Raw genomic sequence first — 26,149 nt, forward strand, 5'->3', positions numbered from 1 at the left:
CCGCCCTTCCTGTCCCCAGGTGTGTCCACGGCACGGCCGTGGCGTTGTCGAACCGTCATCCCGCTGAGGGCAACCTCGGTCAAACCGTGTTGATCGTCACGCCCGCAATGGCGCGGTCGCCTTGTTCGTCCGAGTTGGTCCGGTGGCCTTCGGGCTGCTCGTCGGCATAGGAATGCCTGAGGCGACATCGAACAGATGTCGCATTGGTAGCCGATCAGCCAGTCCCCGCCACTGGACGAGCGGGGCGAGAGGATCACCGACTTGTCTGCGAAATCAGGATTACGTCGCTTGCTGTCCCGTGTCGCCATCGGCGCGGCACTCCTCACTGTGGTACCCCTCGGCGTGGTGGGCGGAGCCGCCGCGCAGGACGCCCGACCCGCAGCATCGAAAGACCGGTTCACCCCGAACCCGGACCCGAACGGCGCGCCGTCGGCGCGACCGGCGGCCGGTCCGGAGAAGACCGGTCTGGCGGCGGCGAGCCGCCCGGTGTCGGGCAAGAACCCCCAAGCCGGTCCGACGTTCACCCAGACGTCCGGGGTGTGGAACGTCAACACGACCATGGCCGTCCTGCGTAACACCGTCACCGACGCCGACGGTGACAAGGCCAACCTGACCTTCGAGGTCTGGACGACCGACGCCAACGGCAACCCGAAGGCACAGGTCAAACTCACCGACGCGAACCCGTACGGCGTCCTGGTGTCCGACTTCGTGGCGTCCGGGAAGACCGCTGAGGTGAGCGTCCCCCTGGGGAAGCTGAAGACGGGCACGACCTACGTGGTCCACACCTCCGCCTACGACGGCAGCCTCTACGAGACGGACTGGTCGCCCTGGGCGAAGTTCCGCATCCGTGACCGCGCGGTGGACATCACGCTGCCGGCTCCGAACGACACGGCCACCAACCCGGCCTTCGACAACTCCTACCAGCCGGTGCCCGGTTGGGGCGGCGTCGAGACCAAGAATCTCGCCGCCGGCACCGAGCGGCACTGCGGGCCCACCAAGGACGGCAACCAGCTCTGCCTCACCTCGTCGCCGGCCACCGGCGCTGACATCGCCAAGGCGAAGGAGAGCCGGGCCCGTCTTGAGGGGGCCCAGGCCGCCGCCGCGCCGCCGCTGAACGAGATCTGCGAGGTCGGCGCGCCTCAGGGAAAGTACCTGTCGATCTTCACCCGTGACGCGGCCTGCATGTACAACAAGCTGTCCGTCGAGGTGACCGACGAGCAGCAGATCGAGTCCAAGGGCTACCAGGAATTCCTGATGTCCTACCACATGAAGACCGACTTGGCCGGCTCGCAACTGAAGCTGTGGGCCCGTATCACCCCGCTGCCGATGCCCGCAGGGAAGCTGCCGTTCCCCGCGCAGCCCGGTGCGATCAAGCTGACGATCTCCCCGCAATGCAGCGCGGGCTGCATGGACAAACCGTCCTACGCGTGGGACGGCAACCTGATGTGGGGCGGCTCGTACGACATCGACCCGCACGAGGAGACCGGTACGGCGACCGTGCAGTGGTCCGGAGGTGTTCCGGACGAGTTGGGGAAAAAGGACTCGCAACTGTCGCAGGACATGGCGTTCGCGCCGTTCGCGACCTTCTCCACCAGCGTTCCGGAGACCTTCCCCACCGACAACAGCCACGGCCTCATCGGAAACCCGGTCTACGCCCGCTGCGACATGGTGTACTCCCCGGCAGGCTGCGTCATGCGCGACTACATGCCGGGCTATGTGTTCAACACCGCCAAGGCGCCTGCGGCTGCCGCACACGCATGGCTGATCAACACCAAGATCCGCAAGGGCGCGCCCCTGAACTTCCTCCCGGACCGCAGGGGAACCACCGGCGAGCACGGTGAGCGCAACGCATACGGCCGGGACCCGGACGCCAACCGCAAGGTGATCTGCCCGGACGGCTGGGCGGCCGGCAAGGGACACCCCGACACGACACCGGTGACCGACATCAGCCCCACGGACAAGCCGAGTTGTGATGAGTTCGCGTTCGCGGCCAGCTACAACAGCGGCGGTATGCCCAAGGACATGGAGGGCACCAACCCCGTCGCCTCGGGCGACCAGTGCGTGCAGACCTACGCCACCAAGCTCACGGACGGCACCTGGAGGCTGTACGACGACGAGCGCAAGGCCGGTCCCACATGGAGGGAGGTCTGTGGCAGGTCGGCGATGTCCGGATGGGTCAACTCCACGTCCATGAGCCGCTTCTCGACCTTCACCAGCCAGTTCCGGCTGCTCGACCAAGATCTGTACTTTGTGAGAACACCCGGCTTCGAGAAGTGCGACGCGAGCAAGGCGCTCGTGAAGTGCGACATCAGGTGACTCCGCAGAGGAACCAGAAGAGCCTGTAGAACCAGAGGGACTGGTAGAGAACCAGAAGAACCGGAAGAACAAGCCCCATCGGACCGAAACGGGGCTCGTGGGGGACAGTGCCATGTGCTGTCCCCCGCGACCCGCACCGGAGGAGAGAGATGAGCGAGGGCATCGGCTGGATCGCCCGCGAGGAGATCGCGTGGACCGGCCACTGCGTCACCCTGGCACGCGGACTTGAGCCCGAGGAACTGGTCAGGCGGCTCGCGAGGAGTGCGCCCCCCGTCTCTCTGGGCACCTGCACCGCCTACGACTTGAACACCTACCTCGACAGGCGCGAGCGGGAGCGGGGCCTCGACGACTCCATCGCGGTGCGGTACGGCGCCGACGGAGACCTAGCCTTCGCCGTGGCGTACGGCCACTGGCCCGGCGAGATGAACACCGGAACCCTCCTCGGTGTGTCGAAAGGCGGCGCTCACGTCTTCCGCCTGTACTACGAGACCCAGAACCCGAAGGTGCCGCCACCCGAGTTCACCTACTTCCACGACGGGCAGTACATGTGCGGGTTCGACATGTATATGCACACGTGGTCGCACGAGATCACCGGATCGCGCCCCGATCTGATCAGCGCCGCCGTACAGGCCGCCGGCATCCCCGGCGAGGACGACCGGGACACGGCACACACCAAGTCCCTGGCCGTGGTCGAGAAGCAGTTCAACCTCACCCTTCCCAAGGAACGGGTGCTCCGGGGAGTCCTGCCCGCCGCACTGATCAACGGGCAGGACTCCCCGTAGACGAGGGGGGGTGCTACGTCGCGTGCAGTGCCAGTGTCGGGGAGAGGCGGGCCGCTCGTACTGCCGGGTAGAGGCCCGCGACCGTGCCGATGACCAGTGTCGACGCGAAACCGCCGCCGACGGCCCACAGCGGAACCACCCCCGGCAGGCCGTCGACGCGGGCGAAGACCCCCGTCGCCGTGGCGCCCAGTACGACGCCGGCCAGGCCGCCGAGGCCGGACAGCAGCAGTGACTCCGTGAGGAACTGGATGCGGATCTGGCCCCGGGCCGCGCCGAGCGAACGGCGCAGACCGATCTCGAAGCGTCGCTCAAGCACCGAGATGATCATGGTGTTGGCGACGCCGACCCCTCCCACGAGCAGCACGATACCGCCGAGCCCGAGGAGCAGGCTGCTGAACGCCCCCTCCATCGCGGCCCTCGCCTGCAACTTGGCGGACGGGTCGGTGACCTTGATGTTCTGCGGGTTCTCCGGGTCGAGGCTGGGAGCGAGCAGGCTCCGGACGTCACTGACGGAACCGTCCGTCGAGCGCTCGTACACCGCCGTCGGACGGCCGTCGAAACCGAGGAACCGCTCGGCGGCCTCCCAGCCGACCAGGGCGGCGCGTTCGATCTCCGGAGCCAGCGGCAGCGGTTCGAGGATGCCGACGACCGTGAAGTAGCGCTCGCCGAGCCAGACTTGCTGCCCTGCCGCGCCGACACCGAGGCGCTGCGCGGAGACATGGCCGAGTACGACGGCCGGATAGCGGCTGTGGGCCTTGTTGAGCCAACTGCCGCTGCCGACCTCGCCGCGTACGACCTTCAACAGCCCTTCGGACGCGGCCTGGACACTGATACCTCCCGTCTCGATCTCCGGGACCTTCTCGCTGCGCCGTACGGACCCGTCGACGGTGCCCGTCGCGCCCGCCTGCTCCACCCCGTCGATACGGCTGACCAGGCCGACGGCGTGCCGGGGCAGCTTGACGCTCTCCCCGGCGAACATCGACTCGCCCGGCTTCGCCACCAGCATGTTCGTACCCAGCCTGTCGAGCCGCTGCATCAACTGCTCCTTGCTCGACGCGGAGATACCGACCACCGCGATCATCGTCGCGACACCGATGGCGATGCCCAGCGCGGACAGGACGACCCGCAAGGGCCGGCTGCGCATGCCGCCCGAGCCGACGTGGAGGACGTCGCGCGGTCCGAGCCGGGCGGGTGTGAGCTTGCGGCGGCCCATCAGGCGCCGGTCCAGGGCTTGTCGGGCAGGGAGCCGGCCGGTGCGCCGTGCCGTACGCCGGGCGATGCGCCAGGTGATGCGCCGGGTGTTGCGCCGGGTGGAGCGTTCACGTCCTCGACCACCTCGCCGTCCCGCATCCGTACTTGTCTGGGCAGGCGCGCGGCGACCTCAAGGTCGTGCGTGATGACCGCGATGGTCGCGCCCGTGGCGTTCAGGTCGTGCAGCAGCGTCATCACCGACTCGCCCGACACGGAGTCCAGCGCGCCCGTCGGCTCGTCCGCCAGCAGGAGTTCGGGTTCGCCGACGACGGCACGGGCGAGGGCGACCCGCTGCTTCTGCCCGCCGGACAGTTCGTGCGGACGGTGTGTTCCGCGGTCGGCGAGACCGACACGTTCCAGCGCGTCGGCGGCCCGTCTGCGCCGCTCGGCGCGCGGCAGACCGGAGTAGAGCAGCCCTTCCGCCACGTTGTCCTGGGCGCTGAAGCCCGGCACCAGGTGGAACGCCTGGAAGACGAAGCCCACGTGGCGTGCGCGCAGCGCGGACAGTTCGCGGTCCGACAGGGCCGCCACGTCGAACCCGGCGATGGAGACCGACCCGGAGGTGGGGCGGTCCAGGGTGCCGATGATGTGCAGCAGCGTGGACTTTCCGGAGCCGGACGGCCCGACGATGCCCACCAGTTCGCCCCTCTCGATGTTCAGGTCCACACCACGCAGCGCCGTGACGCCACCCGCGTACTCCTTGGTGACCCCCTTGAGGCCGACGACACGCGTCATATCTTCGGCACCCCCACCCTCAGTCCGGCGCGCACCCCGTCGCCGCTGACCTCCACCCGGCCCTGGGCGAAGATGCCCAACTCGACCCGCACTTCACGGGCCCTGCCGCGCTCCACGACCTGGACCCCGAAGCCCTTGCCCGGCAGGGCGAGCAGCGCCTCGACGGGCACTGTGAGCACGCTCTCGCGTGTCTCGCCGGTGAAGCGCACGGTGACGGGCGCCTGGTCCGGAGCACCGGTCGCTCCGGCCACGGAGACCCTGATGGTGATCTTGGGGGATGCGTCGTTCGGGTCGCTGCCCCGCTTGGCCCGGGTGCCGACCGAGGCGATCGCGCCCGGTGCGGAACTCCCGTCCGGCAGGGTGACGGTCACGCGGTCCCCCTTCCTGGCGGACGCGCTCTCCTCGACGCCGAGTTTCACGGTGATGACCCGCGTGGAACCCGTCGTGGTCAGTACGGCCTCACCGGGCGCCGTCAGATCGCCGACCCTTCTGCCGGCGCTCTCGATCCGGACGGCGCCGGACGCGAAGGCGATGTCCGCCGGGGCCACGGTGCCCGTCTGCTTGTCGCCGTTCGCCTTCTGCCAGCGCTTGACGGCGCGGGCGGTGAGGTCCGAGTACGAGGTGTCGACGGTGAAGCCCGTGTAGCCGAGAGCGGCGAGGTTCTCCTCCAACTGCCGTACGTCCTGGCCCTCGGTGCCGGTCCTGAGCGTCCGGTACATCGGCTCGGAGCCGTACATCAGCCGGACCTTCCTGCCGTCGACCGCGAACAGTCCGCCGTTGCGCCGCACCGTCGATGCGGACCTCGCCATCCAGGTCACCGTGCCCGCGACGGGCGCGTTGAACGTCCGCCGGCCCGCGTAACCGATGCTCCCGTCGGCCACCACGCTCTCGCTGAGGTTCTCGCGTGCGACGACGGCGGTGGCCGGCGGCAAGCCGGAACTCCGCGGTGTGCCGCCGTCGTCGGGAAGGGTCAGGGCGGCGAACGTGGTGGCGCCGCCCACCACGGCCAGCACACCCAGGACGCCCAGGACGGTTTTCCCGCGCTTCACCGGAGTTCGCCTTCACACGCCTTGCCGGCCTTCTGGAACTCCTTCGCCTCGGCATCGCTCTTCGGCTGCGGCAGTGCCTGCGCCTCGCCCTCCTTGGGGTCCGGCATGTCCTGGCCGTGCTCGCGCATGCACTTGCGGTACTTGAGCTGCTTGTCCTTGTCGGCCTGCGACTCCTCGCTGTCGGCACCACCGGCAGGAACCTTGTCCTCGCACGCCTTGAGCGCCTTCTCCACCGTCGCCTTGCTGTTGCCGTCGCCACCGAGGGGGATGCCCGGGGCGTCGTCCCCGCCCGCGACCGGCTCGGGCATGTCCAGGCCGTTGGCGCGCAGACACTTGCGGTACTCCAGCGCCTCGTCGGCCCCGTTCTTCGCGCCGCCCGCCGACCCGGAGTCCTTCACGCCCCCGCCGCCGTCCGAGCACGCCGTCCCGAACAGGGCCAGCACGGCCAGGCAGGACGCGGCGGCGAGGCGACGGGACGCCCGGCCGGGGCGCTTGCGTACGGACGGCTGGGATGGAACATGGCGGATGGTGCTGTCCTTCACGAACGGGTCGAGCTTCTGCACGGCGATCTCCTGGACGTCGACGGTGCGATGTGTGCGAACGCCGTGAGCGTGCCGTGACCCCGCCTTTCGTTTCTCTCAGCGATTCCGTTTACAGCAACGAAATCCTCCGCCCGGTAGAGAGGACCCCATGCGTGTACTGCTGGTGGAGGACGAGGAATTCCTGGCCGATACGGTCGCGGACGGCCTGCGGCACGACGCCATCGCCGTGGACGTCGCGTACGACGGCCCGACCGCGCTGGACAAGCTGCGGCTCGGGGCGTACGACGTGCTCGTACTCGACCGTGACCTGCCGGGGCTGCACGGCGACGAGGTGTGCCGCAGTGTCGTGCGGCAGCGGCTGCTCACCCGCATCCTGATGCTCACCGCCGCCGGCACCGTGCGGGACCGGGTGGACGGTCTCGGCCTGGGCGCGGACGACTACCTCACCAAGCCGTTCGCGTACGACGAACTGCTGGCGCGCGTCCTCGCCCTCGGCCGCCGCGCACGGCCCGCGCTGCCTCCGGTCATCGAACGGTCCGGCCTCGTCCTGGACACCGCCCGGCGCCAGGCCAGCAGGGACGGCCGGTTCCTCACCCTGTCCCGCAAGGAGTTCGCCGTCCTGGAGACGCTGATGCGGGCCGACGGCGCGGTCGTCAGCGGCGACGACCTGATCGAGGAGGTGTGGGAGGAGGACACCAGCTACCGCACGAACGCGGTCCGTGTCACCCTCTCCAAACTCCGGGCCAAGCTCGGCGACCCGGCCGTGGTCGAAACGGTCCCCGGCTGCGGCTATCGCATCAGGGCGAGCCGTTGAACAGCGAAAGGACCCGGCTGACGGTCCTGTTCACCGGACTCCTCGTGCTCGCCGGAACCCTGCTGACCGGCCTCGTGTACCTCCTGCTGAAGCAGGGCCTCGACTCCCAGATCGATCGCGCGGTCTCCGGGGTCACCCTCACGGACCTGCCCACGGCGGACGCGGCGACCGGACCGTCCGCACCGCTGAAGACGGTGGGCCGGCTCTCCAATGCCGAATCCCGGGTCGCCGACACGGTGAGCCATGTCGCGGGGGACGCGGCGCTGAGCCGCCTGCTCACCGTCTCCGGGCTGTCCCTGGCCGCGTTCGCCGTCGTCTTCGCCGCGCCGGCCTGGTGGATGGCAGGCCGGGTGCTCCACCCCGTCGGCGCCATCACCGCCAGGGCCCGGCAGCTCTCCGAGGCGAACCTGCACGAGCGGCTGGCACTGCGGTCGCCGCCCGGCGAACTCCGGGAACTCGCCGACACCTTCGACCAGATGCTCGACCGCATCGAGCATCTGGTCGCGGCCCGGCAGCGGTTCGCCGCCAACGCCGCGCACGAACTGCGCACCGCCGTCGCCGTGCAACGCGCCGCCGCCGAGATCGGACTGGCGAACGACCCGCCACCGGAGAAGGTCGCCCGTATGCGGCGCAAGCTGATCGAGAACGCCGACGGGAGCGAGCGGCTGATCGAGGGCCTGCTCCTGCTCGCGGTCTCCGACCGGGAACTGTCACGCCGGGAACCGGTCGGCCTCCACGAGATCGCGGGCGCGTGCGCGGAAGGTCTGCGGGAGGAGGCGGCCCGGCGTTCGGTCACCCTGGACGCGACGGTGGAGCCGCTGTCCGTCGAGGGCGACCCCGTCCTGCTCGAACACGCCGTGTACAACCTCGTCTCCAACGGCATCCGCTACAACCACCCCGGCGGCACCGTCCGGGTACGCGTCGGCCGGGACGCCGTCGAGGTCGGCAACACCGGGCCCGTGGTGCCGCCCGCGGACGTACCGCTCCTCTTCGAGCCGTTCCGCCGCGCCGCCGAACGCCGCCACGGCCGGGGGGACAGCGCGGGCCTTGGCCTCTCGATCGTCGCGTCGATCGCACGGGCCCACGGCGCGGACACCCGTGCCACGGCCAACCCGGGGACGGGGGGTGGACTGACGGTTCGGATGGTCTTCCCCAGGGCGGGGGTGTCCGATGTCTAAAGGTCCGCCGGTGCCTCTTCGGTGACCGTCGCGGGGGAGTCGCGGATTCCCATGCGCAGGTGCTCGACGTGGTAGAGCGCCTGGTCGAGGAGTTCGGCGACGTGGTTGTCGTAGAGGGCGTAGATGATCGAGCGGCCGTGGCGTTCGCCGGTGACCAGTCCGAGGTTGCGCAGCAGGCGCAGTTGGTGGGAGCAGGCGGAGGCTTCCATGCCGACGGCTTCGGCGAGGTCGCCGACCGAGCAGGGGCCTTCCTGGAGGCGGGCCAGGATGTGGAGCCGGGAAGGCGTGGCGAGCGCCTGGAGGGTCGCGGCGACATCGGCGGTGCCGACCGCGTCCAGGCGCTCGCGGGTGGTGGCGCTGCTGGTGGTGTCGGTTCCGTGGCCCATGGAGACATCGTACCGATGACACCTGAAAACCTATTCATGTGTTCCTGTATGGTGGAGGTGTTGTCCTGCCCGCCCGCGAAGGGTTGATTTGTCATGTCTTCTGTCCTGGAACGGCGGCCCGCCCCGGCCCCCGCCGGGCCGCGTCCGGCGCCGTCCCGGCGGCGTACGCGGGTGCTCGCGCTACCGGAGGCCCGGTGGGCGCTGGCCGCGCTGGTGCTGTTCCTGATCGCGCTCCCGCTGGATCTCCTCGGGGCCCCGGCCTGGCTGTGGATCCCGCTGTACGCCGCCGTCTACGTCACCGGGGGCTGGGAGCCGGGATGGGAGGGCCTGAAGGCGCTCAAGGGCAGGACCCTCGACGTGGATCTGCTGATGGTCGTCGCGGCGCTCGGCGCCGCCGCGATCGGCCAGGTACTCGACGGGGCGCTGCTGATCGTCATCTTCGCCACCTCCGGAGCGCTGGAGGCCGTCGCGACCGCGCGGACCGCCGATTCGGTACGCGGCCTGCTCGACCTCGCACCGGCCACCGCCACCCGGCTGCTGCCCGGCGGCGAGGAGGAGACCGTCCCGGCCGAGTCCCTGACCGTCGGTGACACGATCCTGGTGCGCCCCGGCGAGCGGGTCGGCGCCGACGGCCAAGTCCTCGACGGGGCCAGTGACATCGACCAGGCCACCATCACCGGTGAGCCGTTGCCGGTGGAGAAGCGGCCCGGGGACGAGGTGTTCGCCGGAACCGTCAACGGCACCGGCGCCCTGCGCGTGCGGGTGGAGCGTGACCCGGCGGACTCGGTGATCGCCCGGATCGTGAAGATGGTCGAGGAAGCATCCGAGACCAAGGCGCCCACGCAGTTGTTCATCGAGAAGATCGAGCAGCGGTACTCGATCGGCATGGTCGTCGCCACGCTCGCCGTCTTCGCGGTCCCGCTCGCCCTCGGCTCCGCGCTCCAGCCCGCCCTGCTCCGGGCGATGACCTTCATGATCGTCGCTTCGCCGTGCGCGGTGGTCCTGTCCACCATGCCGCCGCTGCTGTCCGCCATCGCCAACGCGGGCCGCCACGGTGTTCTCGCCAAGTCCGCCGTCGTGATGGAGCGCCTGGGCCGGATCGACGTCGTGGCGCTGGACAAGACGGGCACCCTCACCGAGGGCACCCCGCGCGTCACCGACATCCGGCCCGCGCCGGATTCGGGCCTGGACGAACGCGGCCTGCTCGCGCTGGCGGCGGCGGCGAGCATCACAGCGAGCACCCGCTCGCCCGCGCCGTCGTCCAGGCCGCCCGAGAACGCGGCCTCGGTCTCGGCCTCGGTCCCGGTCCCGCCGAGTCGACCGGATTCACCTCCACCCCCGGCGAGGGAGTGACCGCCACGATCGACGGACGCACCATCCAGGTCGGCTCGCCCGCCCGCCTCGCACCCACCGGCGCCCCCGGCATCGCCGACGTGGTGCGGGCGCTCGAAGACGAAGGACGTACGGCGGTCCTCGTCCTGTGCGACGGCGCCCCGGCCGGCGTCCTGGGCATCGCCGACCGTCTCCGACCGGACGCCAAGGCCACGGTGGCCGCGCTCACCGCGCTCACCGGCCGGGCCCCGACCCTGCTGACCGGCGACAACGAGCGCGCCGCCCGCCACATCGCCGCCGACGTCGGCATCACGGACGTCCGCGCCGGACTGCTCCCGCAGGACAAGGTGGCCGCGGTCAGGGGGTGGGAGGCCGAGGGACGCCGGGTGATGGTCGTCGGCGACGGGGTCAACGACGCACCGGCCCTGGCCGCCGCGCACACCGGTATCGCGATGGGCAAGGCCGGTTCCGACCTCGCGCTGGAGACCGCCGACGCCGTCGTCGTACGGGACGAACTCGCCACCGTCCCCGCCGTCGTGGCCCTCTCCCGCAGGGCCCGCCGCCTCGTCGTGCAGAACCTGGTCATCGCCGGGATCTTCATCACCGCGCTGGTGGTCTGGGACCTCGTCGCCACCCTCCCGCTCCCACTCGGTGTCGCGGGCCACGAAGGCTCCACCGTCATCGTCGGCCTCAACGGCCTGCGGCTGCTGCGCGAGCGCGCCTGGACCTGGAACGGCTCCCTCGGTGGGAGCGGGGGGTGAGGGCGGGGTGAGCAGGGGGTGAGCGCGGAGGTGAGCGCGGGGTGAGTGCGGGGTGAGCGCGCCCCCCGCCCGCCACGAGACCGTTCCCGTGGAACCGCTCCCGCTGACCCCCTCCGGTGGACCCCTTCCGGTGAATCCGTAGACCCATATACCCGTGGACCTGGACCGCTGGAAGGCGAAAAATGGCCGGAGTCGGTCCGGTGGCTGAGGGTGGCGCGGCGCCCGACAGGTGTAGTCCTCATGTCGCGGGCCGGGAGGTGTGCGGCCGTCCTGGAGGCCGTTTCCTCCGTGAGGGGCGGCCATGGGCCTCGGTGACGGCTGCAGACGCCGGTCGGGAAAATATGTACATTCGCGACTTCATGCGTCAAGGTGCATGCATTCCGGCCAAAGTCTGCATGGAACGATCATTCGCCCAATCGGCTCTCCCCCTGCGCGCGTCGCGGTTCGTTCACCCTGCATGGAGTCAGATATCAATCCGAACCGCGGATCCGGCCGCCTGTCGCCACCGGAAATCTCCGGATGGCGCGCCGTCGGTCCGGTGGCCGAGGCCGGAATTGGCGTACCCGAAGCGGGCGCGGCGCTGCGGACCCTCGACACCGCGCTGCGCCGGATCGTGGAATCCCAGCGCTCTCACTGGGCCGACATCTGCGGTTCCGGTGGCCATGAGCATGAGTGACTACTGGGGCGGTGAGCCGGAGCTCGCGGGCTGCGAGATCCCCGTACCTCTTCCCGGGCAGGCGGACGGCTCTCACGACGCCCACGGCTTCGGCACGTGGTATCCGTCGCACCCGCTCCCGTACGCCCAGCAGGCCGATCTCCTGGCCGCTGCTTCCGATACCGTCTTGAGCGACCCGCTGGTCCCGGCCGACACGCAGACCCTTCTGCACACACCCTCTTACTCGTCACCGCACCCGTCGCCGCATGTCTCGCCGCGCCCCTCGCCCCACCCGGCGACCCACGCCCGGCGACGCACGCGCCGCCCACGTGAGGGCCCCCGGCTCGGACTTGGCTGGTTTCCCATCCTGATCTGCACGGCGGTGGCCGCGGGCACCAGCACGCTGAGCGCCCTCATCGCGTACGCGCCTCTGAAACATGCGGCGTCCCCCACCGGCTCGGAATCGTCCGCCTGGTGGCCGCTTCTGTTGTACGGGCCGTGGATCGCGGCCGTCGCCTCCGTTGTCCGCCGCCGTATTCAAAGCCGTGCGCTGCGCCGGGTCGCCTGGGCCATTCTTCTGGGCACCTCGGCCATCGCGGTGATGCTCTGCATCACCCAGGCGCCTCATACCTTGACCGGGGTCGTCACGGCGGGGCTTCCGCCCGTCGCCGCTCTCATCTGTGTGCGACTGCTGGTGCACAGCGTCCGGCCCCCGGCGGTGTCCCGCCATGCCGCAGGGCGCCGGGACGGGGAGCGCAGGAAGGAAGAGTTCACCTTCCTGTGACGGTCGGGTCGGCGGCCCCGCTGGTCGGCCCCGCTGGTCGACCTCGTGTGGCCGGGTTGGATGGCAGGCACTCCGTCCTGCCATCCAGCGCCCGCCGTCCGGTACCCGCCGTCCAGTACCCGCCACCCGGGGTGGGGCATTCGGGGCGTGACATCCTTGCGCCGTGCTCTTGAGTGATCGGACAAACAGTGTCGAACTCCGACCGGTGCGCTATGAGTTCGCCACACCTCGCGGTGACGCGTACGACGACAACTGGCTTGTCGTCGCCGGCACCGTGACGACCCCCGAGGGCAAGTGGTCCTTCGTCGATCCCTGTCTGCTGACCGATGAGGCGCGCCAGGTGGCCGCGTGGCTGCGCGCGGTGGCCGCGGGGACAGTGGCCGTCACCGGGCCCGACGCCGAAGGCGGGCTGTCCCCGGACACGTGGTTCATCGAGCCGCTCGTGGCCTTCAGCCTCGCCGGTCGCAGTGAAGGCGGGGCGGCGGTCATGCGCGTCCACCTGTCCTTGGAGGCGGCGCCCCCATGGCGGCAGGGTGACGACAGGGCCGACATCTACCAGTACGTCGTGGAAGTGCGGACGGATGCGGCTGCGCTGCTGCACGCGGCCGACCAGTGGGATCTCGCTCTGACCTCCTTCCCGCCGCGCTGATCACCGTCCCCGTGCGACGTCGTCCCTGAAGATCCGGTTCAGGTGGTGGTTCAGGACCGCGGCGGCCCCCTCCGGGCTGCGCTGGCCGACGAGGATGCTGGTGCCGAGCCCCGCGGACATGGCGAGCAGGCTGACGGCTTCCATCTGCGGGTCCACGCCGGGCCGCAGGAGACCGCTCCCCTCCGCCTGGCGGAGGAGGTCGACCACGGCGCCCTCGGCGGCATCGGGGTTCTTGATGAAGGGCTGGGCGGCGAGCGCCTCGTCGGTGAGGGAGAGAACGGCGTACGAGGTGTAGACGAGATGGAAGTTGCGGCTCTCCTCGTCGGTCGGCAACGCGACCCTCAACAGCGCGTCGATCGTCGCGCGTGGCCCCGGATCGTCGCCGGCGGCCCGGACCCGGGCGGCGACCCGCTCCCCGAATCTCCGGGTCAGCTCCCGCAACCCGTGGAGCAGCAGCTTCTCCTTGGTCTCGAAGTAGTACTGCACCAGGCGCAGTGAGACGCCGGCCTCCGCTGCCACATCGCGCATGCCCACGGCATGCAGCCCGCGCCGCGCCGCCACCCGAAGGAGCGCCTCCGCGATCTCGGTACGCCGCTCTGCGTGGTCCACCCGCTTGGGCATCGACCGTTCCTCCATGTGCTGGTCCTGGTGGTACGGGGGCCGGCCCCGGCGATCGGTACGGGCCGCCCTGCTCGGTACCGGAGCACCCCGACCGCCTTGATGGTACAGCCGTATCAACGACGTGATACGTTCGTACCACAAAGAATCCCTCACCATCGGAGGTGGCCCGTGTCCCAGACTGCGTCCCGTACCCGGCCCGATGTCGGCCGCTATGTGAGCGATGCCTTGCGTGACCGCTACTTCGCGGCATGCGACGCGGTCTACGCGCTGGGGGCGTCCGCGAACGAGGAGAGGGACGTGGAGACCTCCTTCGGCACCACGCACGTCTACCGATACGACCCCGCCGACCCGGCCGCCCGGTCCCGCACCCCCGTCGTCCTGGTGCACGGGGCGGGTTCCTGCTCCGCCATGTGGTACCCGAACACCCGGGCCCTCAGCGCGGACCGCCCGGTCTACGCGATCGACACCCCCGGCGACCCCGGGCGCAGCGTGCAGCGCGAGCCCATCCATCAACCGGAACGCGCCGCGCAGTGGCTGGACGAGACGCTTGCCGGGCTCGGGCTCGACCGTGTGCACCTGGCCGGTTCCTCCTACGGCGGCTGGCTCACCCTCAACCAGGTGCACCGCCGCCCCGGCCGGCTCGCGTCCGCGACGCTGCTCGACCCCGGCGGGCTGGAGAAGGTGGGGCTGCGCTTCTTCGTGTGGATCTTCGCCGGCCTCTTCGCGACCTCCGCGCCCAAGGCACTGCGCCCCCGACTCGCGGCCTGGCTGGAGCAGCCCGTCCTTGTCGTGCCCGAGCTGCGGACGATGATGAGGCTCGCTGTCCGCGCCTACCGCATCCGCCGCCCGTCCCCCCTGCACCTCTCCGACGACGAACTGTCCACCATCCGCACCCCGCTCTACCTGGTATGCGGCAAGCGAAGCCTCCTCGTGCACCCGAAGCGGCAGGCCGAGCGCGTCCCCCGCCTGATCCCCGGCGCCCGTGCCGAAATCGTCACCCACACCGGCCACGCGCCCCAGATCGACCACGCGGACGAGGTCAACCGCCGGATGCTGAGCTTCATGGACTCCGCCGACTGATTCCAAAAAAAATTCGGGCCGCGATGTCGAGAACCCGTGGCCCGCTCCGTCCCCGGTGTGCACGCGAACCACAATGGGTCGCACCAGCACCGAGGAGAAACATCATGGCCAAGTACTTGCTGCTCAAGCACTACCGCGGCGCCCCGGCATCGGTCAACGACGTGCCCATGGCGGAGTGGACGCCGGAGGAGATCTCGGCCCACGTGAAGTACATGAACGACTTCGCGGCCCGCCTTGAGGAGACCGGCGAGTTCGTCGGCAGCACGGCTCTCGCTCCCGAGGGGACGTTCGTGCAGTACGGCGGCGAGGGCCGGCCGCCGGTCACCGACGGCCCGTTCGCCGAGACCAAGGACCTCATCGCCGGCTTCATGGTGATCGACGTCGACAGCTACGAGCGCGCCGTCGAGCTGGCGGGGGAGCTGTCGGCGGCCCCCGGGGCGGGCGGGAAGCCGATCCACGAGTGGCTGGAGCTGCGCCCGTTCCTGGGCGCGCACCACCCCACCATCACGGAGTGACCTCGGAGATGGACGAGGTTCTGCTCCGGAGCCTCACACCGGGCGTGCTCGGGATCCTCGTCCGCCGCGGAGCCGACTTCGCGGCGGCCGAGGACGCCGTACAGGACGCACTGGTGGAGGCGGTCCGGGTGTGGCCGGCCGGGGTGCCGCGCGACCCGAAGGGGTGGCTGGTCACCGTGGCGTGGCGGCGGTTCCTCGACGCGACCAGGGCGGACGCGGCTCGCCGCCGCCGTGAGGACGTGGTCGACGAGGAACCGGCACCCGGGCCCGCGCCCGGCGTGGACGACACCCTCCAGCTCTACTTCCTGTGCGCCCACCCCTCGCTGACGTCGTCGTCCGCCGTCGCGCTCACGCTGCGCGCCGTCGGCGGACTGACCACCCGCCAGATCGCCCAGGCCTACCTGGTGCCCGAGGCGACCATGGCGCAACGGATCAGCCGGGCCAAGCGCACCGTGTCCGGCGTGCGGTTCGACAAGGCCGGCGACGTCGCCACCGTGCTGCGCGTCCTCTACCTCGTCTTCAACGAGGGCTACTCCGGCGATGTCGACCTCGCCGCCGAGGCCATCCGGCTCACCCGGCAGCTCGCCGCCGCGATCGACCACCCGGAGGTCGCGGGGCTGCTCGCCCTCATGCTGCTCCACCACGCCCGGCGCGCCGCCAGGACCGCGCCCGACGGCAGCCTCGTACCGCTCGCCGAGCAGGACCGCGGCCGGTGGGACACCGGGTCGATCGCCGAGGGAGTGCGGATTCTGCAGGCGGCCCTCGCCCGCGACCGGCTCGGCGAGTTCCAGGCCCAGGCCGCCATCGCGGCACTCCACGCCGACGCACCCGCCGCCGAGGAGACCGACTGGGTGCAGATCGTGGAGTGGTACGACGAACTCGTACGCCTGACCGACAGTCCGGTGGTCCGGCTCAACCGCGCGGTCGCCGTCGGCGAGGCGGACGGACCGCGCGCCGGTCTGGCCGCGCTCGCCGCGCTGGACGACACACTGCCCCGTCACACCGCCGTCGCCGCCTACCTCCACGAACGCGACGGCGACCTGGCAACGGCGGCACGTCTCTACGCCGAGGCCGCCCGGCAGGCCCCCAACCTCGCCGAACGCGACCACCTCACGCGCCAGGCCGCCCGGCTCAACGCCCGCGGGTGAACCTGGGAGGCGCGAGGGGAGGAGGGGCGGGACACTGCTGTCGTGGCTGCGGAGGAGTCGGCGGACGAGCCGATCGATGTGCTGGTGGTGGGTGCGGGTCCGACAGGGCTGGCGCTCGCCGTGCAGTTACGCGCGTACGGGCTCCGTTTCCGGATCATCGACCGGCACCTCGACCGGGCCCGGGAGTCGCGCGCGCTGGCCGTGCAGCCGAGGACGCTGGAGGCACTGGCCCCGTTCGGAGTCACGGACGAACTTGTCGCGCGCGGCAATCCGGCGGTGGGGCTGCGGATGCACTTCGGGCGGCGCGGTGTGCGGATCCCGCTCTACGACATCGGGGCCACCGACACCCCGTACCCCTTCCTGCTCCTCCTGTCCCAGGCGCAGACCGAAAGCGTGCTCGCCGACCGGCTCGGTGAGAGTGGCGTCACGGTCGAGCGGGGCACCGAACTGGTGGGGTTCACCGACGAAGTCACGTATGTGGGCTGCCGGTTGAAGCGTGGTGACGGCACAGAGGAGACCGTGAGCGCGCGGTATGTCGTCGGGTGTGACGGTGCCCGCAGTACGGTCCGCGAGCAGGCGGGGATCGGCTTCGCGGGGCGTGCGTATCCGCAGACGTTTCTCCTCGCGGATCTGGAGGTGGACGGTCTGGAGGGGGACGGTCCGGCGGGGGAGGGGCTGAAGGGGGAGCGGTTGAAGGGCGGTACCGCGCACGCGTACCTGACCGAAAGGGGCATGATCTTCTTCTTTCCGCTCGGCTCTCCCGCGACCTGGCGGCTGATCGCGATGCGGGGGTCGGCGGCGGAGGACGGCGGCACGGACGGCGGCACGGGCAGTGAACCCGCCGTGAGCATGGGCGAGTTGCAGTCCCTGGTGGATCGGCAGGTGAGCGATCCGCTGCGGCTGCGGGACGCCGTATGGATGACCTCGTTCCGTATCTACAACCGGGGTGCGAAGCACTACCGATCCGGCCGTGCCTTCCTCGCCGGGGACGCCGCCCACATCCACAGCCCCGCCGGGGGACAGGGCATGAACACCGGTATCCAGGACGCCCTCAACCTGGGCTGGAAGCTGGCCCTCGTCTGCCAGGGCGCCGCACCCTCCGCCCTCCTCGACACCTACGAGGACGAGCGGGCCCCCGTCGGCAGGAACGTGCGGCGCTTCACCGACCGTGCCTTCAGAGTCGTCACCAGCGACACTCCGCTGCTGCGCCTGGTCCGTGCCCACCTCGCACCCCGTCTCGCGCCGCTGGTCCTGCGCCTGTCGGCCCCGCGCCGCGCCGCCTTCCGTACGGTGTCCCAACTCGGCATCCACTACCGGCACGGCCCGGCCACCACCCAGGGCCCGCATCCGCCGAAGCACGGTCCGCAGTCCGGCGACCGACTCCCCGACAGCCCCGGTGACCTGCACACACTGACCGCCGCACCCGGATATCACCTGCTCCTGTGCGGCCCGCCGGACGGCTGGAACCCCGGCGGCATCGCAGCCGCCACCCGGGGCCGCGGCCAACTGGTCCACGTCCACACCCTGGCTACGAGGGCGCCCTGGCCGGGGACCACACACTGCCTTGTCCGGCCCGACGGCTACATCGGCTATCTGGGGGGAGGTACGGACGTCGGCGGTCTGCTGGCCTACCTCGACCGATGGCTGCCGGCACCCGGCGACCCGGACGGGACTTGATAGGCAAGCATCCACTTGCCTATGGTGGGGGTCATGGCCGAAGATGTTTTCAAGGCACTGGCCGATCCGACCCGCCGACGCATCCTCGATGAGTTGGTGGAGCGGGACGGCCAGACCCTGTTCGAGATCTGTACCCGGCTGGTGACCAAGCACGGTCTGGGGCTGTCCCGCCAGGCGGTCAGCCAGCACCTGGCCGTACTGGAATCGGCCGGGCTGGTCCTTTCGCGGCGCCAGGGCCGCTACAAATTCCACGACCTGAACACCGAACCCCTTGAGCGCGTCATGACCCGATGGCTCAGGCCCGACACCGACGCAGACACCGACACAGATCCCGATCCCGATCTCAACCCCGACGCACCGGAGAGCACCCCATGAAGATCCACCTGAACAGTGTCTTCGTCGACGACCAGGACAAGGCCCTGCGCTTCTACACCGACGTACTGGGCTTCGTGAAGAAGCACGAGGTCCCGCTGGGCGAGGACCGGTGGCTGACCGTCGTATCGCCGGAAGACCCCGACGGCACCGAACTGCTCCTTGAGCCGGACGGCCATCCCGCGGTGAAGCCGTACAAGACGGCGCTGGTCACGGACGGCATCCCGGCCACATCCTTCGCCGTGGACGACGTCCACGCGGAGTTCAAGCGGCTGCGCGAGCTGGGCGTGCACTTCACCCAGGAGCCACTGACTATGGGCCCGGTCACGACGGCGGTCCTGGACGACACCTGCGGCAACCTGATCCAGATCGTGCACAGCGAGTAGCCGCCGCCCGGCAATCGCGTGGGTGCCCCGAAACGCTGCCGCAGTATCAGCTTCACACGCGGGGTGCAGGATGGACGCAGCTCTGGGTTCGGACTCCGATCGGCCACTGGAGGAAGCGAGTTGCGGATGTCCCACACGCATGAGTCCCCTGCCGGCGGCGACCCCGGGACGGCCCCCGGCTCCTCCCGTACGGTCGTCGTGGCCGGAGCCGGTCCCACCGGGCTGCTGCTCGCCGGAGACCTCGCGGCGGCCGGAGTGGATGTCGTGGTCGTCGAGAAGCGACCGGAGGGCATCAGCAATCTGACGCGCGCCTTCGGTGTGCACGCCCGCACCCTCGAACTCCTCGACGCCCGCGGCCTCGCCGACGAACTCGTCACCACCGGTCAAATCATCCGCGAACTGCGCCTGTTCGGGGCCATCCCCTTCGACATCGGCGCGCTGCCCTCCCGCTTCCCCTTCCTCCTGGTCACCCCGCAGTACGAGGTGGAGAAACTGCTGCTGCGCCGGGCGCTCAAGAACGGCGCGGCCATCCGGTACGGGACCGAGGTCGTCGGTCTGGCGCAGGACGACGAGGGCGTCACCGTGTCGGTGCGCGACGCGGGGGGCGGGGCGGCGACCCTGCGCGCCGGATATCTCGTCGGCGCGGACGGCACGCGCAGTGCCGTACGCGAAGCCCTCGGGCTGCCCTTCCCCGGCAAGGTGGTGATCCGGTCGGTGGCGCTCGCCGACGTGAGATTCGCCGAGCAGCCCACTCTCGTCGTACGGGTGCACGGCACGGGCGACGCCTTCGGCTTCATCGCCCCTTTCGGCGACGGCTACTGGCGGGTCGGCGGCTGGCGGCGGGCCGACCGGTACGAACCCGATGACTCCCCGGTCGAGTTCGAGGAGTTGCGCACCATCATCGAGGAGGCGTTCGGCTCCGACTTCGGGATGCACGACCCGCGCTGGATCTCCCGCTTCCACAGCGACGAACGCCAAGTACCCCACTACCGCGTGGGCCGCGTACTGCTGGCCGGCGACTCCGCCCACCAGCACTCGCCGGCCGGCGGGCAGGGGATGAACACCGGCCTCCAGGACGCCGTCAACCTCGGCTGGAAGCTCGCGGCGGTGCTCGACGGCTGGGCCTCCGCTGCCTTGTTGGACACGTATCACAGCGAGCGCCACCCGGTCGGAAGGGCGGTGCTGCGCAGCAGTGGCCTCAATCTGCGCCTTGCCATGGCGCACAACCCGCTGGAGAGGGCGGTACGCGCGATACGGAAGCTGGTGGTCGGCCATGTCCGGCCGGTGATGCGGCAGGCGGTGGGGGAGATCACCGGAATCGGCTACTCCTACCCCGCCGCGCGCGGCGCGCACCCGCTGGTGGGGAAGCGGGCGCCGGATCTGGAGCTGGACCGGGGGCGGCTGTACGAGGTGCTGCGTAAGGGGCGGTTCGTGCTTGTTCTGCCGTCGGTGGCGGCCGGTGCGGCTGGTGTGTCCAGTGAGTCCGGTGCGTCCGGGGGGCCTGCCGGGTTCGACACCCCGGGTCGGGAGGGGCGGCTGATCGTCGCCCGCCGCGCGGGTGGGGACGGCACCGCGCCCGACGCGGTCCTGATACGGCCGGACGGCTACTACGCCTGGGCCGGGCCGGCGGAAGGCCCCGCCGTCGAGGCCGGACTCACTCCGTGGGTGGGGTGACCGGCCCACCCGGTGAGCCGCCCGCCTCTCCGCCCGCCTCTCCGCGCGGCGGCAGCGGTGAGAGCGTGGGGAGATGGGAGAGGAAGCCGCCGTCCACGGACAGGACCTGTCCGGTGATGAAGGAGGCGGCGGGGGAGGCGAGGAAGGCCACCAACTGGGCCACGTCGTCCGGTGTGCCGAGGCGGGGAATCAGGTTCGCGCTCTGGAACATCCGCTGGACCGGGACCGGCATGTCCGCCTCCAGGGCCGGGGTGCGGACCAGGCCGGGCGCGACGGCGTTGCAGCGTATGCCGTCCGCGCCGTACGCGGCGGCCACGAAACGGGTCAGCGCGATCAGCCCGCCCTTGGAACTGCCGTAGGCGACCATCACCCGGTCGCCCGACAGGCCCTGACCGCTGGTGATGTTGATGATCGACCCGCCGCCGCGCTCGATCATCACCGGCACGGTGTGCTTGCACAGCAGCATGGGGCCGCGCAGGTTGACCGCGAGTACCTGGTCCCACAGCTCCACGGACATCGACACCACGTCGCGGTCCTGGCGGATCGCGGAGGTCAGGGCCGCGTTGTTGTCCAGTACGTCGATGCCGCCGAAGGTGTCCACGGCGAAGTCGACCAGACGCTTGACGCTGTCCTCGGACGCGATGTCTACGCCGCGCCCGACCACCGAGAGGCCCTTGGCGGCCAGTTGCGCGGCGGCGGCCTGGGCCGGTGCCTCGGCGACATCCGCGAGGACGACATCCGCTCCGGCGGTCGCCAGCGCCTCCACCGTGGCGGCGCCGATCCCTCCCGCGCCACCGGTGACCACCGCCACTTTGCCCGCCAGGGACTGCGCTCCGTCAGCCATCGGTGAACGACCTCTCCTTCGGGACGGGGAAGGTGCCCCCCGATCCTGGCGCACGTACGTGAAGACTGTGCTGCGGAATCATGTCGTCGTGTGTCGTTGTCGTCCGAACTCACATGAGTCGAACTCACTTGAGTCGAAGGTGGCCCGGCGTCAACTCCCGCTCTACGCCTCGCTTTTGGGCCTACGGGAGGCAGGGCGCTGCGGTCCCCGGGCGAGGACGTAGACGAACAGGGCGGCCATCACCACGACCCCGGCCCACATGGCCCGTTGCCAGCCCTCCACGAACGACTCCTGGGCGGCTCGGATCAGTGCCTGCGCCTGTGGGCCGGTCCTGTCGGCGAGTGCGACGGCGTTGGCTATGCCTTCGCGGGCCGTCGCGGCGGCGTCCTCGGGTACGGCGTCGAGTCGGGAGTCGATGGCGTTGCGGTAGCCGGCGGCCAGGAGCGCGCCGAGCAGGGCGACGCCGAGCGCGGTGCCGAACTCCCGGGTGACGTCGTTGAGCGCGGAGGCGACGCCCTGGCGCTCACGCGGCAGCGCGCCCGTGATGGCCTCGGTCGAGGGTGTCATCGTCAGACCCATGCCGATCCCCATGGCGAGCATGCCGGGGAGTACGGAGAGATAGCCGCCGTCGACGGAGACGAACGTCGCCATCAGGGCCAGGCCCGCGCCGCCGAGGAGGATTCCGGCCGCCATCGTCGCGCGGCCACCGGCGCGTTCCGCCACGCGCGGGGCGAGCCCGGAGGCGGCCATCATCAGCAGCGCCATGGGCATGAGGGCCACGGTGGACAGCAGCCCTGACCAGCCGAGCACGGCCTGGAAGTACGGGAAGAGGACCACGAAGATTCCCGCCTGCACCCCGAAGACCACGAGGAGCGCCACGGAGCCGGAGGCCAGGCCCCGCTCGCGGAAGAGGCGCACGTCGAGCAGGGGCGCGTAACGGCGCAGCTCCCAGGCGACGAAGGCGACGGCGGCCGTCGCGCCGACGAGGAGGCTCAGGAGGGTCACGGGCGCGGTCCAGCCGCGCTCGGGGCCTTCCTGGAGGACGAAGATGAGTCCGACCACCGCGACGACGGAGGTCAGCGCGCCGACGGTGTCGAAGGTGTGCTCCGACGCGTCGCGCGAGTTCGGGACGGACCGTAGCGCCATGACGACCGCCACCACGGTGAGAGCGACGGGCAGGGCGAAGAGCCACCGCCAACTCGCCATGTCCACCAGGGCGGCCGACAGGAACATGCCCAGCACACCGCCGCCCCCGGCGACACCGGTCCAGACGCCGATCGCCCGGCCGCGCTCCCCTTCGGGGAAGGTCGAGGTGATGACGGCGAGGGTGACGGGCATGATCATCGCCGCGCCGACTCCGCTCAGCAGGCGTGCGGCGAGCATGACTTCGGCCGAGGTCGCCAGGGCGGCAGCCGCGCCGGCCAGCCCGAAGACGGCCAGGCCGGCGAGGAGCACCGGCCTACGGCCCCATCGGTCCCCGATCGCGCCCAGCGGCAGCAGGAGCGCCGCCAGGGTGAGGGTGTAGATGTTGATGATCCACAGGACGGTGCTCTGCGAGGCGTCGAACGCGACGGCCATGTCCGGCTGGGCGACGTTCAGCCCGGACACGGACGCGATGACCGCCATGAGGGCGACGCAGACGGCGATCAGGATGGCGCGGCGTTGGCGGGGGTCGTGAATGCTCGTGTCGGGGGTGGCGGTGGTGTCTGTGGCGCTGGTGGTGTCGGGGCTTGCCTGTGGGGGCCGGTTCGCGGGCATGCGGGGTGGGCCTTTCGGTGGGAAGGGGGAGGGAGGCGGCGGCTACGACTGCGGTGCCGCGGCCATCGCCGCATCGGTGTCGGCGGCTGCCAGGTCGGCGTTCATCTGGGCGCCCGCCAGCGCACCGGCCGCGGCGGAGGCGCCGACCTGGGCCATGGGGTCGGTCACGTTGCCCGCGATCCACACCCCCGGGACCTCGGTGGTGCCGCCGGTGCCGGTGGTGAAGTGCCGGCCCATGCCGCCGGGCAGGTCCCGCATCGGAAGGCTCAGGCCGTCCAGCCCCTCGGTGCGGGGCAGCATGGTGGTCGCGACGGCGAGGACGCGGCGGGCCACGATCCGTCCGTCGGCCAGGCGCACACCTGAGATGCCACCGTCCTCGGTGGATTCGACCTCGGCGACCGGGGCGTCCACGACCCGGATGCCACGGGCGGCGAACCGCGTCCGGGTGTCCTCGTCCAGATCCGTGCCGCGGGTGAAATAGACCAGGTCGTCCGTCAACTGCCGGAAGAGCAGGGCGTGGTGGACGGAGGCGGGACCGACGGCCAGGACGCCGATGGGTTCGTCGCGGACTTCCCAGCCGTGGCAGTACGGGCAGTGCACCACACCGTGCCCCCAGTGCCGCGCCAGCCCGTCGACGTCGGGCAGGATGTCCCGCAGCCCGGTGGCCACCAGCAGGCGGCGCGCTCGCAGGGTGGTGCCGTCGGCCAGGGCGACGGTGAAACGCGGGTCCGTCGCGGCGGACGGGTCCTTCTTGCTGGCCGGGTCCTTCTCGGTGGCCGGGGCGGCTGCCGTCACCTCTCCGAACACGACCTTTCCGCCGTATCGGCGTACCTCGTCGCGGCCGATGCGCAGCAGCTCGGCGGGCGGTGTGCCGTCGAGGCCGAGCAGACCGTGCACGGCCTCGGCGGGTGCGTTACGAGGGGTGCCGCTGTCGATCACGACGACCGAGCGGCGGGAGCGGGCGAGCATCAGCGCGCCGTTCAGCCCGGCGGCGCCACCTCCGATCACCACGGCGTCGAGGGTCTCACCGGACGTAGGGAGGGTGTCGGTCCCGTCCTCGGGAGTCGTCGTCACTGTCACTGTCACAGGCATGAGCGCCCCTTTCCGTGCGTTTCTCCGCACTGGGCAGGCCCGGAGCCGGGTCCTTGCACGCTCACGTTAAGCACGCCTTGCGTCATGGGCATACGATGTTGCCTATGACGCAAGACAATGGTGAGCTGGACAGCCTCGTACGCAAACGGATCCGTGCCCTGCGCCTGGCACAGGGCTGGTCACTGGACGAGCTGGCCACCCGCGCCCGGCTCAGCCCGTCCACGCTCAGCCGGATCGAGAACGGTCAGCGCCGCCTCGCGCTGGATCAGCTCGTGACCCTCGCCCGCGCCCTGGACACGTCACTGGACCAACTCGTCGAGAACGCCACCGACGACGTGATCTCCAGCCCGATGATCGACGCGGCCCGTCAGACGATGCGGTGGCCCATCCGGGCGGACCCGGGTATGACCGTCGTACGTCAGCGGTTGACGGACCCGCCGCCCGACAGCCCCTCGCGCATGCGCGCCCACCCCGGACGTGAATGGCTGGTCGTCCTCTCCGGTACGGCCGTCCTGCTGCTGGGCAACCGGCGCTTTCGCGTGGAGACCAACCAGGCGGCGGAGTTCCCGACGATGCTTCCGCACGCGATCGGTGCGGAGGGCGGGCCGTGCGAGCTGCTGGGCATCTTCGACCGCGACGCCCGCCGGGGGCACCAGCGCAACGAGGGTAGCGACGACGCGAGCCGCCCCGCTCCGTAGAGACAACCGTCGCGCTGAAGCCGCAGGCCGGCGCGTTCTTGCGCCCCCGGCAGGCCAACGGGCCATCGTCTTGCTCTTCCGGGAAGCGGCCACGCCCCACGCCCAGGGTTCTCTTAGCGTGATCCGCATGACGCACACACCCTCGCGCGCCACACCCGAGCGCCCCTCGCACGACCACGAAGCGAAGCACCATGCGGACCACGAAGCGGACCACGAAGCGGAGCACGACGCGAAGCACAACGCGGACGATCAGGCGGAGATCCTCGACCTGGACGCCGAAGTGCTAGCCGAGCACACCGCCTCCATCACCGCATGGCTGCCCGTGCGCGACGCCCCTCGCCACGTCGTGGATCTGGGCTGCGGGACCGGGGCGGGCACCCTCGCCCTGCTCAAGCGGTTCCCCGGGGCCGAGGTGACCGCCGTCGACACCTCGTCCGCCCACCTGCACCGCTTGCTGGAGAAGGCCACTGCGGAAGGTCTGGCCGACCGGGTGCGCACCGTCCGGGCCGACCTCGACGCGACCTGGCCCGACCTCGGCACACCCGACCTGATCTGGGCATCGGCCTCCCTGCACCACATGGCCGACCCCGACCGCGCCCTGGGCCAGATCCACGACACACTCGCGCCGGGCGGGCTGTTCGCCGTCGTCGAACTGGCCGGCTTCCCCAGATTCCTGCCCGCCGACGCCCCCGAGGACCGTCCCGGCCTCGAAGAACGCTGCCACGCGGCGCTCGACCGGCACCACGCCGACCACGTGCCGCACCGCGGCGCCGACTGGGGATCCAAACTCACCGCCGCCGGTTTCACCGTCGAGGCCGAACGCACCGTCACCGTGCACATCGGCCCACCCCCCACCGAAGCGGTCGGCCGCTACGCACTCAGCAGCCTGCGCCGTATGCGCGGCGGCGTCACCGGGACACTCCCGCCCGCCGACCTCACGGCCCTCGACCAACTGCTCGACACCGAGGGCCCACACAGCATCCTGCGCCGCGACGACCTGACGGTACGTACGGAACGGATGGTGTGGGCGGCGCGACGCTAGAACGCTCT

Annotated in this window: 25 protein-coding genes and 1 pseudogene; 17 read left to right on the forward strand and 9 right to left on the reverse strand. The window is 70.9% G+C overall.

Annotated features, from left to right (window positions below; all coding sequences use genetic code 11):
- Positions 1-288 precede the first annotated feature (288 nt).
- A complete protein-coding gene (locus tag ACIQNU_RS38650) occupies positions 289-2,316 on the forward strand; it encodes a hypothetical protein (RefSeq protein WP_401375816.1) in 2,028 nt (675 codons plus the stop codon).
- A 149-nt stretch (positions 2,317-2,465) separates the two neighbouring features.
- Positions 2,466-3,098: a DUF6461 domain-containing protein gene (locus tag ACIQNU_RS38655; RefSeq protein WP_401375819.1), complete on the forward strand. Its 633-nt coding sequence runs from the start codon at positions 2,466-2,468 to the stop codon at positions 3,096-3,098.
- A gap of 13 nt (positions 3,099-3,111) precedes the next feature.
- Here ACIQNU_RS38655 and ACIQNU_RS38660 read toward each other — a convergent pair whose 3' ends face one another.
- From ACIQNU_RS38660 to ACIQNU_RS38675, 4 genes are read right to left on the reverse strand one after another with little or no spacing between them, the layout of a single operon-like run.
- On the reverse strand, positions 3,112-4,311 hold the full coding sequence (locus tag ACIQNU_RS38660; protein ID WP_401375822.1) for an ABC transporter permease: 1,200 nt from the start codon (positions 4,309-4,311) through the stop codon (positions 3,112-3,114).
- Positions 4,311-5,084: an ABC transporter ATP-binding protein gene (locus ACIQNU_RS38665; protein WP_401375825.1), complete on the reverse strand. Its 774-nt coding sequence runs from the start codon at positions 5,082-5,084 to the stop codon at positions 4,311-4,313. Before ACIQNU_RS38665 ends, ACIQNU_RS38660 begins: the two co-directional genes overlap by 1 nt.
- Entirely contained in the window at positions 5,081-6,133 is a 1,053-nt protein-coding gene (locus ACIQNU_RS38670) for a peptidoglycan-binding protein (RefSeq protein ID WP_401375827.1), read from the reverse strand. Before ACIQNU_RS38670 ends, ACIQNU_RS38665 begins: the two co-directional genes overlap by 4 nt.
- The gene (locus ACIQNU_RS38675) at positions 6,130-6,696 is read right to left on the reverse strand and encodes a hypothetical protein (protein WP_401375830.1); all 567 of its coding nucleotides are present in this window, start codon (positions 6,694-6,696) and stop codon (positions 6,130-6,132) included. The genes ACIQNU_RS38670 and ACIQNU_RS38675 overlap by 4 nt, the downstream gene beginning before the upstream one ends.
- Before the next feature lie 127 nt (positions 6,697-6,823).
- On the opposite strand from ACIQNU_RS38675, the gene ACIQNU_RS38680 reads away from it, so the two are divergent.
- Positions 6,824-7,489, forward strand: coding sequence for a response regulator transcription factor (locus ACIQNU_RS38680; protein WP_401375832.1), 666 nt, complete (start codon positions 6,824-6,826; stop codon positions 7,487-7,489).
- Positions 7,486-8,667: a sensor histidine kinase gene (locus ACIQNU_RS38685; protein ID WP_401375833.1), complete on the forward strand. Its 1,182-nt coding sequence runs from the start codon at positions 7,486-7,488 to the stop codon at positions 8,665-8,667. Before ACIQNU_RS38680 ends, ACIQNU_RS38685 begins: the two co-directional genes overlap by 4 nt.
- Here the strand turns inward: ACIQNU_RS38685 and ACIQNU_RS38690 are convergent.
- Positions 8,664-9,053: an ArsR/SmtB family transcription factor gene (locus ACIQNU_RS38690; protein ID WP_401375836.1), complete on the reverse strand. Its 390-nt coding sequence runs from the start codon at positions 9,051-9,053 to the stop codon at positions 8,664-8,666. The two genes, ACIQNU_RS38685 and ACIQNU_RS38690, sit on opposite strands and share 4 nt — an antisense overlap.
- A gap of 93 nt (positions 9,054-9,146) precedes the next feature.
- On the opposite strand from ACIQNU_RS38690, the pseudogene ACIQNU_RS38695 reads away from it, so the two are divergent.
- The 4 genes and pseudogenes from ACIQNU_RS38695 to ACIQNU_RS38710 all read left to right on the forward strand — a co-directional run bounded on the left by ACIQNU_RS38695 (position 9,147) and on the right by ACIQNU_RS38710 (position 13,234).
- Positions 9,147-11,146 (forward strand): annotated as a pseudogene (locus ACIQNU_RS38695) (heavy metal translocating P-type ATPase).
- 457 nt (positions 11,147-11,603) lie between these two features.
- The gene (locus ACIQNU_RS38700) at positions 11,604-11,822 is read left to right on the forward strand and encodes a hypothetical protein (RefSeq protein ID WP_401375839.1); all 219 of its coding nucleotides are present in this window, start codon (positions 11,604-11,606) and stop codon (positions 11,820-11,822) included.
- Complete coding sequence (locus ACIQNU_RS38705) at positions 11,815-12,585, forward strand: hypothetical protein (RefSeq protein WP_401375841.1); 771 nt, start codon at positions 11,815-11,817, stop codon at positions 12,583-12,585. Before ACIQNU_RS38700 ends, ACIQNU_RS38705 begins: the two co-directional genes overlap by 8 nt.
- A 205-nt stretch (positions 12,586-12,790) precedes the next feature.
- Positions 12,791-13,234 carry a hypothetical protein gene (locus ACIQNU_RS38710; protein WP_401375844.1) on the forward strand — a complete coding sequence of 148 codons (444 nt, stop codon included), beginning with the start codon at positions 12,791-12,793 and terminating at the stop codon, positions 13,232-13,234.
- Here ACIQNU_RS38710 and ACIQNU_RS38715 read toward each other — a convergent pair whose 3' ends face one another.
- Entirely contained in the window at positions 13,235-13,855 is a 621-nt protein-coding gene (locus ACIQNU_RS38715; RefSeq protein ID WP_401375846.1) for a TetR/AcrR family transcriptional regulator, read from the reverse strand.
- A 168-nt stretch (positions 13,856-14,023) separates the two neighbouring features.
- Here ACIQNU_RS38715 and ACIQNU_RS38720 point away from each other — a divergent pair, with 168 nt between their 5' ends.
- From ACIQNU_RS38720 to ACIQNU_RS38750, 7 genes are all read left to right on the forward strand, one after another.
- Positions 14,024-14,935 (forward strand): alpha/beta fold hydrolase, encoded by a 912-nt coding sequence (locus ACIQNU_RS38720; protein WP_401375849.1) that lies wholly within the window; start codon positions 14,024-14,026, stop codon positions 14,933-14,935.
- A gap of 104 nt (positions 14,936-15,039) precedes the next feature.
- Positions 15,040-15,450: a YciI family protein gene (locus tag ACIQNU_RS38725; RefSeq protein WP_401375852.1), complete on the forward strand. Its 411-nt coding sequence runs from the start codon at positions 15,040-15,042 to the stop codon at positions 15,448-15,450.
- 8 nt (positions 15,451-15,458) lie between these two features.
- Entirely contained in the window at positions 15,459-16,598 is a 1,140-nt protein-coding gene (locus ACIQNU_RS38730) for an RNA polymerase sigma factor (RefSeq protein ID WP_401375986.1), read from the forward strand.
- Between the two features lie 42 nt (positions 16,599-16,640).
- Positions 16,641-18,275, forward strand: coding sequence for an FAD-dependent monooxygenase (locus tag ACIQNU_RS38735; protein WP_401375855.1), 1,635 nt, complete (start codon positions 16,641-16,643; stop codon positions 18,273-18,275).
- A gap of 33 nt (positions 18,276-18,308) precedes the next feature.
- Complete coding sequence (locus ACIQNU_RS38740; RefSeq protein ID WP_401375858.1) at positions 18,309-18,650, forward strand: ArsR/SmtB family transcription factor; 342 nt, start codon at positions 18,309-18,311, stop codon at positions 18,648-18,650.
- Complete coding sequence (locus tag ACIQNU_RS38745) at positions 18,647-19,033, forward strand: VOC family protein (protein ID WP_401375861.1); 387 nt, start codon at positions 18,647-18,649, stop codon at positions 19,031-19,033. Before ACIQNU_RS38740 ends, ACIQNU_RS38745 begins: the two co-directional genes overlap by 4 nt.
- A 126-nt stretch (positions 19,034-19,159) precedes the next feature.
- On the forward strand, positions 19,160-20,707 hold the full coding sequence (locus ACIQNU_RS38750; RefSeq protein ID WP_401375864.1) for an FAD-dependent monooxygenase: 1,548 nt from the start codon (positions 19,160-19,162) through the stop codon (positions 20,705-20,707).
- On the opposite strand, the gene ACIQNU_RS38755 is transcribed toward ACIQNU_RS38750, so the two are convergent.
- The 3 genes from ACIQNU_RS38755 to ACIQNU_RS38765 all read right to left on the reverse strand — a co-directional run bounded on the left by ACIQNU_RS38755 (position 20,688) and on the right by ACIQNU_RS38765 (position 24,401).
- Entirely contained in the window at positions 20,688-21,551 is an 864-nt protein-coding gene (locus tag ACIQNU_RS38755; RefSeq protein WP_401375867.1) for an SDR family NAD(P)-dependent oxidoreductase, read from the reverse strand. The genes ACIQNU_RS38750 and ACIQNU_RS38755 overlap by 20 nt on opposite strands.
- A 162-nt stretch (positions 21,552-21,713) precedes the next feature.
- Positions 21,714-23,309, reverse strand: coding sequence for an MFS transporter (locus tag ACIQNU_RS38760; protein ID WP_401375870.1), 1,596 nt, complete (start codon positions 23,307-23,309; stop codon positions 21,714-21,716).
- Positions 23,310-23,351: 42 nt separating this feature from the next.
- Positions 23,352-24,401, reverse strand: coding sequence for an NAD(P)/FAD-dependent oxidoreductase (locus ACIQNU_RS38765; protein WP_401375873.1), 1,050 nt, complete (start codon positions 24,399-24,401; stop codon positions 23,352-23,354).
- A 104-nt stretch (positions 24,402-24,505) separates the two neighbouring features.
- Between ACIQNU_RS38765 and ACIQNU_RS38770 the strand changes: the two genes are divergently transcribed.
- A complete protein-coding gene (locus ACIQNU_RS38770) occupies positions 24,506-25,099 on the forward strand; it encodes a helix-turn-helix domain-containing protein (RefSeq protein ID WP_401375876.1) in 594 nt (197 codons plus the stop codon).
- A 127-nt stretch (positions 25,100-25,226) separates the two neighbouring features.
- The gene (locus ACIQNU_RS38775) at positions 25,227-26,141 is read left to right on the forward strand and encodes a class I SAM-dependent methyltransferase (protein WP_401375878.1); all 915 of its coding nucleotides are present in this window, start codon (positions 25,227-25,229) and stop codon (positions 26,139-26,141) included.
- The last annotated feature ends 8 nt before the right edge of the window (positions 26,142-26,149 follow it).

Origin of the sequence: Streptomyces sp. NPDC091292, assembly GCF_044757265.1 — a bacterium.
GTDB lineage: Bacteria > Actinomycetota > Actinomycetes > Streptomycetales > Streptomycetaceae > Streptomyces.